Raw genomic sequence first — 12,073 nt, 5'->3', positions numbered from 1 at the left:
TCAACATCGCCATCACGCTGCCCGACGGCAGCGTGCGGGAGTTCGACCGGCCGGTGACGGGGCTTGAGATTGCCCAGTCCATCGGTTCGCGCCTGGCCAAAGATGCGCTTGCCGTCAAGATCGACGGCACGGTGAAGGACCTCACCACCACCGTCACTACCAACGCCAAGATCGAGATCGTCACGCGCACCCACGCCGACGCCCTCGACGTCATCCGCCACGACGCCGCCCATGTGCTGGCCGATGCGGTGCAGAAGCTCTATCCCGGCACGCAGGTCACCATCGGCCCGTCGATCGCCACCGGTTTCTACTATGACTTCGCGCGCGACGAGCCGTTCACGCCCGAGGATCTGGAGAAGATCGAGGCGAAGATGCGCGAGATCGTCGGGGCCGACATCCCGATCGTCCGCGAGGTCTGGGACCGCGACGAGGCGGTCGCCTACTTCAAGAATCTCGGCGAGCATTACAAGGCCGAGCTGATCGAGGCGATCCCGCAGGGCGAGCCGGTGTCGATCTACCGCCAGGGCGACTGGCTGGATCTGTGCCGCGGTCCCCACGCCATGACCACCGGCAAGGTCGGCCAGGGCTTCAAGCTGATGAAGGTGGCCGGCGCCTACTGGCGCGGCGACAGCCGCAACCCCATGCTCCAGCGCATCTACGGCACCGCCTGGCGCGACGAGAAGGAGCTGAAGGCCTACCTGCACCAGATCGAGGAGGCGGAGAAGCGCGACCATCGCAAGCTGGGCAAGGAGCTGGACCTGTTCCATGTCCAGGAAGAGGCGGTCGGCTCGGTCTTCTGGCATCCGAAGGGCTGGACCCTCTACCGGACGCTGGAAAACTACATCCGCACCAAGCTGAAGGCCGCCGGCTATGTCGAGGTGAAGACGCCGCAGCTGATCGACAGCTCGCTGTTCAAGGCGTCGGGCCACTGGGACATGTATGGCGACAACATGTTCAAGGTGGAGGCCGACGGCGGCGAGAAGCTGCTGGGCATCAAGCCGATGAACTGCCCCGGCCATGTCCAGATCTTCCGCCACGGCCTGCGATCCTACCGCGACCTGCCGATCCGCATGGCGGAGTTCGGCGCCTGCCATCGCAACGAGCCGTCGGGCGCCCTGCACGGCATCATGCGCGTGCGTGCCTTCACCCAGGACGACGCCCACATCTTCTGCACCGAGGATCAGGTGCAGAGCGAGGCGGCCGAGTATTTCAAGCTGCAGCTCGGCGTCTACAAGGATCTGGGCTTCGACAAGATCTCGGTGAAGCTGGCGTTGCGTCCGGATGTCCGCACCGGTGCCGACGAGCTGTGGGACCGGGCCGAGGGCGCGCTGGCCCAGGCGCTGCGCGATGCCGGGCTGGAGTATGAAGAGCTGCCGGGCGAGGGTGCCTTCTACGGCCCGAAGGTGGAGTTCCACCTGACCGACGCCATCGGCCGGACCTGGCAGTGCGGCACCCTGCAGTATGATCCGAACCTGCCGGAACGGCTCGATGCCAGCTATATCGGCGAGGATGGCGCCCGCCATCGCCCGATCATGCTGCACCGCGCGATCCTGGGGTCGATGGAGCGCTTCATCGGCATGCTGATCGAGCATTATGCCGGCAAGTTCCCGCTTTGGTTGTCGCCGGTCCAGGTGACCGTCGCCACCATCACCAGCGAGGCCGACGGTTATGCCGAGGAAGTCGCCGCCCTGCTGAAGCGCAAGGGCCTGCGCGTCGAACTCGACACCCGCAACGAGAAGATCAACCTGAAGGTCCGCGAGCACAGCCTGCAGAAGGTGCCGCTGATGCTGGTTGTCGGAAAGCGGGAGGCGGACGAACGGACGGTCGCGCTCCGCGTGCTGGGCGGCAAGGATCAGGAAATTCTTGCCCTCGACGCGGCGGTTGCTAAACTGGTTGAGGATGCGAAATCGCCGGCGGGCGAGGTCGCAACCGATTCGCCGTTTTAACCGACCGCGTGACGCCGCCGGCCGCTCCTCTGGACGGCCGGTTTCCGCGTGGTTTCAGACCATGGAGAAGCGTCCATAGCCAGGATCCCGTCCGAAGCCGCCCCGACCCGCGATGGACCGCGGGTTAACCGGGAGATCTCGGCTCGTTCCGTTCGTCTCGTCGGTGCCGACGGCGAGATGATCGGGGTGGTGTCGTTGCGCGATGCTCTGCTGGCCGCCGAGGATGCCGGTCTCGATCTGGTCGAGATCGCCCCTCAGGCCGAACCGCCCGTCTGCAAAATCCTCGACTATGGCAAGTTCAAGTACGAGGCGCAGAAGAAGGCGAACGAGGCCCGCAAGAAGCAGAAGATCATCGAGGTCAAGGAGATCAAGCTCCGGCCGAACATCGATGACAACGACTATGACGTGAAGATGCGCTCCGCACGCCGCTTCCTTGAGGAAGGCGACAAGGTCAAGGTGACCCTGCGCTTCCGCGGCCGTGAAATGGCGCACCAGGACCTGGGCATGAATGTGCTGGTCCGCGTCCGCGACGAGCTGGAGGCGCTGGCGAAGGTCGAGCAGATGCCGAAGCTCGAAGGCCGCCAGATGGTCATGGTTCTGGCTCCGCGCTGACGCCGGGGTGACGTTACGGAAAAGGCCCGTCCGGGATCCGGACGGGCCTTTTTCATGTCGCCGTTCTGTCCGCCCGCTCGGTCAACGCAGCGGCCGGTCGTCGACGATCACGACATAGCAGGTGTGGCGGGTGTATTTGGCGCAGTTGTCGAGCGCGCCGCGGCGGGCGGCATCCTCGCTGGGCACGCCCGATTTCCAGCCGAAGGCGCCGTCCTGCGACACGGCGAAGGCCTTGCGTCCGGTCGCCGAGACATAGGCGTCGAACTTTTCGCGTCCGGCGGCCGACAGTTCCGGCGGCGGTTCCAGCCTGACGCGCGTGTTGCGCGGAGGGGCCGCCGCTGCGGTCTGATCGCTGGCGCCGCCAGCCGGGCGGTCGTTGAGATAGGCGATGCGGCAGCCCTTCTGCGTGTGCGTGGCGCAGCTTTCGAGCGCCGTCCTCTGCGCCTCGTCCAGGCTGCGCAGGCCGGACTTCCAGCTATAGGCGCCATCGGGGGAAACGGCGAAGGCCTTGTTGCCTCCGGCCGCGACATAGGCGGGAAACTTGGCGCGGTTGGCGGCGGACAATTCGGCCGGCGGCGGCAGCTGCGGCAGCGACACGGCGATCGGCATGTCGCGCAGCACCAGCCCGTTCTTCGCCAGGAAGCCGTCGACCATCGGCGTCCATTGCGCAATGGCGGCACTGAAGAAGAAATGCCCGTCCTTGCCGTCGGGCGGGGCGGCGATGAACTCCGCCCGTCCACCCGCCTGGGTGAAGGCCTGCCACAGCCGCCGGGCGAGGTCGGGGCCGAAGAACAGGTCGTTCTCGGCATAGATCCACAGGGAGGGAACGCGCGACGTGCGGCCCATCGTGCCGAAGGCGCCGATCAGCCGATCCTCCTGGCAGACCTGGTTGTCGGCGACCGAGCCGCGGCCGCCGGCGAAGCTGATGACCGCCTTCAGCCCCGGTGGCGGATCGGCGCTGAGCGCGATGCTGGCAAGCCCGCCGGCCGATACGCCCACCGCCAGGATGCGGCTGGCGTCGGCGAAGGGCTGGCCCGAGACATAGCGGATGGCCTGACGCAGATCCTCGGCGCTCTGGCGGGCGGAGCGCAGATAGTCCGGGTTGTTGCAGGACCCGGTCGTCTCGCTGTAGGGGCCGTCCGATCCGCCATAGCCGCGCCGCATCACCGCCACCACCGCCCAGCCGCGCCGCGCGAATTCCCGCGCTTCCGGCAGATAGCGCAGCGGCGTCATCTGTGCCCGTTCCGCCGCGTCGCGCGGCGTGCCGTGGCTGAGGATGGCGACGGGGTATGGCCCGGGGCCGTCCGGCCGCAGCAGCATCGCCTCCAGCGTGGCGGTGCTGCCGTCGGGGAAGTGGGCGGGGATCGACAGCGCCGCCTGCGTCAGCCCTTCCGCCAAGGCGGGGCCGCAGCACAGCAGCATGAACAGCAAGGCGAACAGGCGGTGCAGTGTCATGGTTGGCGCAGTCTCCGCGACGGGAAGGGACTGCGCCTTTGTACGTCATCCTGGGCTTGGCGTCAGGGGGGGAGGGAATGGGGGGATTCCCTAGTCCACCCCCTGCCGCGCGACCCGCAGCGCCTCCGCCAGCACCTCGGCATCGCCGATGTGGTTGGCGAGCAGCAGGATCAGCTTGGCGTTCAGGCGGGTGCTCTGGTCGGGCGTCAGCTCGCGGTGGCCGTCGATCAGCAGCTGGTAGACATCGTCCGGGCTGGCGAAGCGCTGCTCGGTCATCAGTTTGGCCATGGGAGGCTCCGATACAGGGGGGTCAGCGGCCGACAGCACGGTTCAGCGCGGCGGACAGGGCGGCGTCGTCGAAGCGGCGCCAGCGCGCGGCGACGTGCTGGTCGGGGCGGATCAGATAGACGCTGCCGGGCGTCAGGTCGTAGCGCTCGCGCAGGCGCCCGGCGCAATCCACCAGCTCTCCGGCGATGCCACGGCGGCGCCCGGTCACGGCGTACCAGACCAACGGCAGCGGTCCGGCGGCGAGAGCGTCCAACGCTTCCGCCACCTCCGCCGGAACCGCCCCGTCACCGGCGGCGTAGAGCACGGTGAAGCGGCCGTCCAGCGCCTCCATCAGCCAGCCGGGTTGGCCGTCGCGCTCCACCGGCGCGTCGGTGGCCGGAGCGCCCGGCACCATCCGGCCGGCGAAGGCGTCGCCGTCCGGCGTGTTCAGCGGGCTGTCGGTGTAGGTGGTGGGGGTGGACAGCCGGCCGGAATTGACCAGCGCGCGGGCGAAGGGATGGTCGACCGCCAGTTCCAGCACGGCGTCGCGGAAGATGCGGCTCATCTCGCTCTTCGGCGTGATGAAGTCGGTGGAGCGGGTGGAGTTCAGGATGTTTTCCCTGGCCGCCGCCACCCGTTCGTCGCTGTAGCTGTCGAGCAGCCACTCCGGCGCCTTGCCGTCCAGCACCAGGGCCAGCTTCCACACCAGATTGTCGGCGTCGGGCACGCCGCTGTTGGCGCCGCGGGCGCCGAAGGGCGAGACCTGATGCGCCGAATCGCCGGCGAACAGGATGCGGCCATGGCGGAACCGCTCCAGCCGCCGGCATTGGAAGGTGTAGACCGACACCCATTCCAGCTCGAACGGCGTGTCGGCGCCCAGCATCGCCTGGACGCGCGGGATGACGCGCTCCGGCCTCTTCTCCTCCTCCGGGTCGGCGTCCCATCCCAGTTGGAAATCCAGGCGCCAGACATTGTCGGGCTGCATGTGCAGCAGGGCCGACTGTTTGCGGTGGAAGGGCGGGTCGAACCAGAACCAGCGCTCCGCCGGGAAATCGGCCTTCATCACCACATCGGCGATCAGGAAGCGGTCCTTGAACACCTCGCCCTGGAACTCCAGCCCCAGCATCTTGCGCACCGACGACTTGGCGCCGTCGCAGGCGATGACCCAATCGGCCTCGACCGCATGGACGCCGTCCGGCGTTTCCACCTGAAGCACGACATGGTCGGCCTCCTGCCGGGCGGAGACGACGCGCGAAAGCCAGCGCAGGTCGATCAGGTCGCTCTTCAGGGCTTCCGTGACCAGGAAATCCTCCAGGTGATATTGCTGGAGGTTGATGAAGGCGGGGATCTTGTGGTCCGGCTCCGGCAGCAGGTCGAACTGGTAGACCATGCGGTCGCCGTTGAAGACCTTGCCGATCTTCCAGACGACACCCTTGTCGATCATGCGCCGGCCGACGCCCAGCCGGTCCCACACCTCCAACGCGCGCTTGGCATAGCAGACGGCGCGGCTGCCGACGCTGACGGTGTCCTCGGCATCCAGCACCACCACCGGCACACCCTTGCGGGCGAAGTCGAGTGCCGCGGTCAGCCCGACCGGGCCGGCGCCGATGACCACCACCGGATGGCGCCGGATGGTGCCGGTGCGCTGTTCGTCGGAGGGTATGAAGCTGTATTTCGGATAGCTGAAGGTCGCGTGCATTGGGCGTTTCCTCCCCAGGAAACCAGGACCGGCAAAACCGGATCGGGCGCGTTGGCCGGATTGTTATTGTTGCCAACGATACAGTTTCATTTGATACCAATCAAGCCTCTGCATCGTTCCCGGCAAGGGCGCCGGAGAAGCGATACAGGGCATGGTTACTATAGCTGAAAATCAGTATCGCGTACAGGGTGCGGCGGTGTAGCCTTGCGGCAAAAGACCGAACAGAGACGCCGAGGACCGCCCGATCATGACCGCTTCCACAGTCGCTCCCGCCCTGCCGCGCCCCACCGTCTACGCCATCGACAGCGTGATCCCGGTGATCGATCCCACCGCCTTCGTCCACCCCTCCGCCGTGCTGATCGGCGATGTGGTGGTCGGGCCGGACTGCTATGTCGGGCCCTGCGCCAGCCTGCGCGGCGATTTCGGCCGGATCGTCCTGCACAGGGGCAGCAACGTGCAGGACAATTGCACGCTCCATGCCTTCCCCGGCCATGACGCCATCGTCGAGGAGGATGGGCATGTCGGCCATGGCGCGGTGCTGCACGGCTGCATCGTCCGCCGCAACGCGCTGGTGGGCATGAATGTGGTGGTGATGGATGGGGCGGAGATCGGCGAGGAGTCGGTGGTCGCGGCGATGGCCTTCGTCAAGGCCGGTTTCGTCGTGCCGCCGCGCACGCTGGTCGCCGGCCTGCCGGGGAAAGTCGTGCGCGACCTGCACCCCGACGAGATCGCCTGGAAGTCGGAGGGAACGGACGAATACCAGCGGCTCGCCCGCCGGTCGCTCGCCACCATGGTTGCCTGTTCGCCCTTGGAGGCGGAGGAACCCGGCCGCGGCAGGGTCGATGCCGGCACCGGCCAGCCGCTGCACAAGGTGAAGGGGGGCTGAACGGTCCTACCCTTCCGCCTGCTCCGTCTGCACGGCAACTGGCGCCGGGCGGGTGACCAGCTGGTCGGCGCGGGCCTGCAGCTTGGACAGCAGGGTGTCGAGTTGCCCGCGTTCGTCGATCGACAGGGCGTCGGTGACCTCCTCTTGATAGGTCAGGGCCATCGGCACGATCTCCGCATAGATCGCCAGCGCCTTGGGCGTCAGGGTCAGCAGCGCCTTGCGCCGGTCGGTGTCGCCCGATTCGCGCAGGATCAGCGCGGACTCGAGCATGCGGCTGATGGCGCGGCTGACCTGCACCTTGTCCATCGCCGTGCGCTGCGCAATCTCGCCGGCGCTCATCGTCTCGCCGCTGCCGAGGATGGCGATGATCCGCCATTCCGGGATCGTGATGCCGAACCGCTTCTCATACAGCTTGGCCAGCGTGTGGCTGACCGTATTGGCCAGGACCGACAGCCGGTAGGGCAGGAAGCGCGTCAGGTGCAGCGCCGGCAGCTCCGCCGGGCTGGAGGTGGACGTGGCTGAGGCTTTTCGGGAACGGCGGGCGGGCGGCATCGGCGGGGCATCGTCTGTGTGGGGAACTGCGATGCCCCCATCCTGCGCTGGAATTTGGTCCTTGCAACAGTTTCAAACGAAACTAAAATGGCGGCGACTGAACAAGCCTGCCGGCGCCCGCTGCGGAATGGCCGGCGGCATGCAGGGGAAGCGCCATGAAGAACTGGATTTCGTTTCCGAAAATCGAGGGCACCGCGTCGCGCCAGGCCCATGTCCGGCTCCCGGCCGGGACTTACGAGCGCGAGATGGGGCGCGAGGGCTTCTTCGGCCCGGCGACCCAGATGCACCATGCCCATCCGCCGACCGGCTGGACCAGCTTCGACGGGCCGCTGCGCCCGCGCGCCTTCGACCTGAACCATCTCGATCACATGCCCGGTTGCCCCCTGGAGGCGCCGGCCCTGATGGGCAATGGGGCGACCCAGGTCCGGCTGTGGCGGTTCAAGGGCAGGATGGATCATCTCGTCCGCAACGCCGACGGCGACGACCTGCTGTTCTTCCATCAGGGCGGCGGCCATCTGTTCTGCGACTACGGCCATCTGGAGGTGCGGGAGGGCGACTATGTCGTGCTGCCGCGCAACACCTGTTGGCGGCTGGAAACCGACGAGGCGGCGATGGTGCTGATGGTCGAGGCCACCGGCGACGCCTACAAGCTGCCGCACAAGGGGCTGGTCGGCACTCACGCCATCTTCGATCCGGCGGTGCTGGACGTGCCGGCGCTGGACGACGCCTTCCAGGCGCAGAAGCACGAGCGTGAGACGCTGGTCCGGGTGAAGAAGCGCGGGCAGCTCTGCGCCATGACCTATCCGTTCAACCCGCTGGATGCCGTGGGCTGGCATGGCGACCTCGCCCCGGTGCGGCTGAACTGGCGCGACATCCGGCCGCTGATGAGCCACCGCTACCATCTGCCGCCGTCGGCGCACAGCACCTGGATCGCCGGACGTTTCATCGTCTGCACCTTCGTGCCGCGGCCCATCGAGTCGGACCCGGAGGCGTTGAAGCTGCCCTACTATCATTCCAACGAGGATTTCGACGAGGTGCTGTTCTATCACCGCGGCCAGTTCTTCTCGCGGGACAACATCCATCCCGGCATGGTCACCTACCATCCCTCGGGCTTCCCGCACGGACCGCACCCGAAAGCCTACGAGGTGGCGCAGAGGTTCGAGCGCAAGGAGACCGATGAGGTCGCGGTGATGATCGACACCCGCGACCCGCTCGACGTCTATCCGGCGATGGAGGGTGTCGAGTGGGGCGGCTACGCCGACAGCTGGAAGGCGAAATGAGCGGCCTTAAGGTCGCCGAACCCAGATCCTGTAGGAAGGGAAGAGACCAATGAAGCTGGCAAGTTTGAAGGCGGGCGGGCGCGACGGCAGTCTGGTGGTGGTGTCGCGCGACCTGACCCGCGCCACCCCGGTGCCGGAGATCGCCCGCACCCTGCAGGCGGCGCTGGACGACTGGACGGCGCTGGCGCCGAAGCTGGAGGAGGTCTACCGCGCGCTGAACGCCGATCCGGCGGCTGGCCAACCCTTCGATCCGGCCGCGGCGGCATCGCCGCTGCCGCGCGCTTACCAGTGGGCGGACGGGTCTGCCTACGTCAATCATGTGGAGCTGGTCCGCAAGGCGCGCGGTGCCGAGATGCCGCCCAGCTTCTGGACCGACCCGTTGATGTATCAGGGCTGTTCCGACGGCTTCCTCGCCCCCACCGACCCGATCCCGGCGGCGACCGAAGCCTGGGGCATCGATTTCGAGGCGGAGATCGCCGTCGTCACCGGCGACGTGCCGATGGGCGTTTCGGCCGAAGCGGCGCGCGGGCAGATCCGGCTGCTGATGCTGGTCAACGACGTCAGCTTGCGCAACCTGATCCCGGCGGAACTGGGCAAGGGCTTCGGCTTCTTCCAGTCCAAGCCGGCCTCCAGCTTCTCCCCCGTCGCGGTGACGCCGGACGAGCTGGGCGGCGCCTGGGACGGCGGCAAGCTGCACCGTCCGCTGGTGACGACGCTGAACGGCGAAGCCTTCGGCTGCCCGGATGCCGGGGTCGACATGACCTTCGACTTTCCAACGCTGATCGCGCATGCCGCCAGGACCCGCCATCTGGCGGCCGGCAGCATCGTCGGCTCGGGCACGGTGTCGAACAAGCTGGACGGCGGTCCCGGCAAGCCGGTCGCGGCCGGCGGCGTCGGCTATTCCTGCCTTGCCGAGTTGAGGATGATCGAGACCATCGAGCATGGCGCGCCGAAGACCCCCTTCCTGCGCTTCGGCGACCGCGTGCGGATCGAGCTGTTCGACGCGGCCGGCGCCAGCGTGTTCGGCGCCATCGACCAGCAGGTGGTGCGCTACGAGGGCGCATGAAGCGGGAGTGGAAGGCAAGGGGTCGTCGGCGGGGGCTGAGTCCATAGGCCCCCTCCCGATTGAACGCTCTGTCATCAAATCGCAAGAATCGACATGCAGGCCGATCGTTATCGAATATAAGGTGGCCCCCTTTTCCCCATTTGGTGCCGCCTTTCCGCTGATCCCGGAACTTTGGGCGGACCGGACGACGGTGTCGCGATGAAGGCCAGGTTCAGGACGAAGATCATCATCGGTGTGGCGGCCGTGCTGGCGGCGGGGGCTGCGGCGGTTACCGCGGTGTCGCTGGTTCTGACGCGCGATGCCGCCCACAATGCGGCGGTTCTGCTTGCCGCCGAGACGGCGGACCGGCAGGGCGCCCGGGTTGCCGCCGACCTGTCCACCGCGCTCAACGCCGCCAGCGCCAGCGCGGCGCTGGTCGAGGTGGAACGCTCCACCGGAAGCCCGCGGCGCGAGACGGTCAACCGCTTCCTGCGCCGGACGGCGGAGGCCAATCCGCTCTATGCCGGCGTGTGGGTGGACATGGCCGACGACGGCTTCGACGGCCGCGACCGGGAGTTCGCCGAGCATGACCGCAGCGTCGAGATCCTGGGTCTGCCGAAGACCGGCCGGATGAGCCTGCTGTGGCTGCCGGGCGATAAGGGCGTGGGCGATAAGGGCGTTCAGGCCGACGACAGCGAGGGCTATGCCTTCGCGGACGTGCAGGAGAAGGATTACTACAAGGCGGCGGCCGCCGCGCGGACGGCGGTGCTGACCGAACCCTATCTCGACGATTTCACCAAGCGGCTGATGACCAGCGCCGCCGCCCCGGTGATGGACGGCGGCAGGGAGGGGCGCGTCATCGGCGTGGCCGGCGTCGATATGGCGCTGACCGGCCTGACCGATCTGGTGCGCGCGGTGAAGCCCTATGGCGACGGTTACGCCGCGGTGCTGACCGGCTCCGGCCTCTATGTCGCCCATCCCGACGGCAGCCGGCTGTCCAAGGCTGCCGACGACCTGCCGGAGGCCGCCCGCCGCGCCGTGGCGGAAGGGCGGGCCTTCGACGGGATCGTGCCGCTGAACGGCGGGCCGCATTACCTGCGGCTGGCGCCGATCCGCTTTGCCGGCGCCGACGGGGTCTGGTCCTTCCTGGTGGCGGCGCCGCAGTCCAGCGTGATGGCCGACGCCAACCGGCTGACCTTGCTGACGGTGCTGGTCAGCCTGGGCTGCGTCGCGCTCGGCTGTCTGGTGGCGTGGAAGGTCGGCGACGGCATCGCCCGTCCGGTGGCGTCGCTGACCGGGGCGATGACCCGGCTGGCGGCCGGCGATCTGGAAACCGCGGTGCCCGGGGCCGGCCGCGACGACGAGGCCGGCGGCATGGCCCGCGCTGTGGAGGTGTTCAAGGAGGGGCTGGTCCGTGCCCGTGAGCTGGACCGCCAGCAGAAGGCCGACTGGCAGGCCAAGGAGGAGCGTGCCGCGGCGCTCGCCAGGCTGCAGACGGGGTTCGAGGAGCGCGTCGGCGGGCTGACCGGGGCGCTGGCGTCTGCCGCCCAGCAGTTGGAATCGACCGCCCGCGGCCTGACCGGCATCGCCGACCAGAGCCTCGGCCGGTCGGAGCAGGTGGCCTCCTCCGCCCGCGCCGCGGCGGAGAATGTGCAGACGGCCGCCGCCGCGACGGAGGAGCTGTCGGCCTCGGTCCAGGACATCGGCCGGCAGGTCGGCGAATCCGCCCGCATCGCCGACGCCGCGGTGTCCGACGTCAAGCGGGCCGACGAGGCGGTGGCCGTCCTGGCGGACAGTGCGGAGCGGATCGGTGCCGTGGTGGAACTCATCAACTCCATCGCCGGCCAGACCAATCTGCTGGCGCTCAATGCCACCATCGAGGCGGCCCGCGCGGGAGAGGCCGGAAAGGGCTTCGCCGTGGTGGCGTCGGAGGTGAAGAGCCTTGCCAACCAGACCGCCAAGGCGACCGAGGACATCGTCGCGCAGATCAAGGGTATCCGCGACGCCACGCAGGAGGCGGTGACCGCCGTCCATGGCATCAGCGAGACCATCGCCCAGGTCAGCCGCATCGCGTCGGGCATTGCCGCGGCGGTCGACCAGCAGGCGGCGGCGACCCAGGAGATTGCCCGCAGCGTGATCCAGGCCGCCGACGGCGCGCAGGAGGTCAGCGGCGGGATGGGCGAGATCAGGACCGGTGCCGGGGAAACCGGGGTGGCGGCCGATCAGCTTCTCGCCGCCGCCGCCGCGCTGGCCAGCCAGTCGAAGGACCTCACCCGCGAGATCGACGGCTTCATCGCGGGGGTGCGCCGGGCGTGAGGATCGTGGGAGCCG

Annotated in this window: 10 protein-coding genes; 6 read left to right on the top strand and 4 right to left on the bottom strand. The window is 68.3% G+C overall.

Annotated features, from left to right (window positions below):
• The first annotated feature begins 5 nt into the window (after positions 1-5).
• Both thrS and infC read left to right on the top strand, forming a co-directional pair.
• Positions 6-1,946: a threonine--tRNA ligase gene (gene thrS, locus I71_RS18035; protein ID WP_083897236.1), complete on the top strand. Its 1,941-nt coding sequence runs from the start codon at positions 6-8 to the stop codon at positions 1,944-1,946.
• 48 nt (positions 1,947-1,994) lie between these two features.
• On the top strand, positions 1,995-2,558 hold the full coding sequence (infC, locus tag I71_RS18030) for a translation initiation factor IF-3 (RefSeq protein ID WP_375731204.1): 564 nt from the start codon (positions 1,995-1,997) through the stop codon (positions 2,556-2,558).
• An 81-nt stretch (positions 2,559-2,639) separates the two neighbouring features.
• On the opposite strand, the gene I71_RS18025 is transcribed toward infC, so the two are convergent.
• From I71_RS18025 to I71_RS18015, 3 genes are all read right to left on the bottom strand, one after another.
• Positions 2,640-4,013, bottom strand: a complete 1,374-nt coding sequence (locus I71_RS18025) for a CocE/NonD family hydrolase (RefSeq protein WP_042696217.1) — start codon at positions 4,011-4,013, stop codon at positions 2,640-2,642.
• A gap of 90 nt (positions 4,014-4,103) precedes the next feature.
• Complete coding sequence (locus tag I71_RS18020; RefSeq protein ID WP_042696216.1) at positions 4,104-4,301, bottom strand: DUF2783 domain-containing protein; 198 nt, start codon at positions 4,299-4,301, stop codon at positions 4,104-4,106.
• Between the two features lie 22 nt (positions 4,302-4,323).
• Entirely contained in the window at positions 4,324-5,979 is a 1,656-nt protein-coding gene (locus I71_RS18015) for an FAD-dependent oxidoreductase (RefSeq protein WP_042696215.1), read from the bottom strand.
• A 247-nt stretch (positions 5,980-6,226) separates the two neighbouring features.
• Here I71_RS18015 and I71_RS18010 point away from each other — a divergent pair, with 247 nt between their 5' ends.
• The gene (locus tag I71_RS18010; RefSeq protein ID WP_042696214.1) at positions 6,227-6,865 is read left to right on the top strand and encodes a transferase hexapeptide repeat family protein; all 639 of its coding nucleotides are present in this window, start codon (positions 6,227-6,229) and stop codon (positions 6,863-6,865) included.
• Between the two features lie 6 nt (positions 6,866-6,871).
• Here the strand turns inward: I71_RS18010 and I71_RS18005 are convergent, their stop codons facing one another.
• A complete protein-coding gene (locus I71_RS18005; protein ID WP_042696213.1) occupies positions 6,872-7,417 on the bottom strand; it encodes a MarR family winged helix-turn-helix transcriptional regulator in 546 nt (181 codons plus the stop codon).
• A 155-nt stretch (positions 7,418-7,572) separates the two neighbouring features.
• On the opposite strand from I71_RS18005, the gene I71_RS18000 reads away from it, so the two are divergent.
• The 3 genes from I71_RS18000 to I71_RS17990 all read left to right on the top strand — a co-directional run bounded on the left by I71_RS18000 (position 7,573) and on the right by I71_RS17990 (position 12,058).
• Positions 7,573-8,697: a homogentisate 1,2-dioxygenase gene (locus tag I71_RS18000; RefSeq protein ID WP_042696212.1), complete on the top strand. Its 1,125-nt coding sequence runs from the start codon at positions 7,573-7,575 to the stop codon at positions 8,695-8,697.
• 49 nt (positions 8,698-8,746) lie between these two features.
• Positions 8,747-9,763 (top strand): fumarylacetoacetate hydrolase family protein, encoded by a 1,017-nt coding sequence (locus I71_RS17995; RefSeq protein ID WP_042696211.1) that lies wholly within the window; start codon positions 8,747-8,749, stop codon positions 9,761-9,763.
• A gap of 198 nt (positions 9,764-9,961) precedes the next feature.
• On the top strand, positions 9,962-12,058 hold the full coding sequence (locus I71_RS17990; RefSeq protein ID WP_042696224.1) for a methyl-accepting chemotaxis protein: 2,097 nt from the start codon (positions 9,962-9,964) through the stop codon (positions 12,056-12,058).
• The last annotated feature ends 15 nt before the right edge of the window (positions 12,059-12,073 follow it).

Origin of the sequence: Azospirillum sp. B506 (assembly GCF_000333595.1) — a bacterium.
Classification (GTDB): domain Bacteria; phylum Pseudomonadota; class Alphaproteobacteria; order Azospirillales; family Azospirillaceae; genus Azospirillum.
This window is presented reverse-complemented; position numbering and strand designations above follow the sequence as displayed.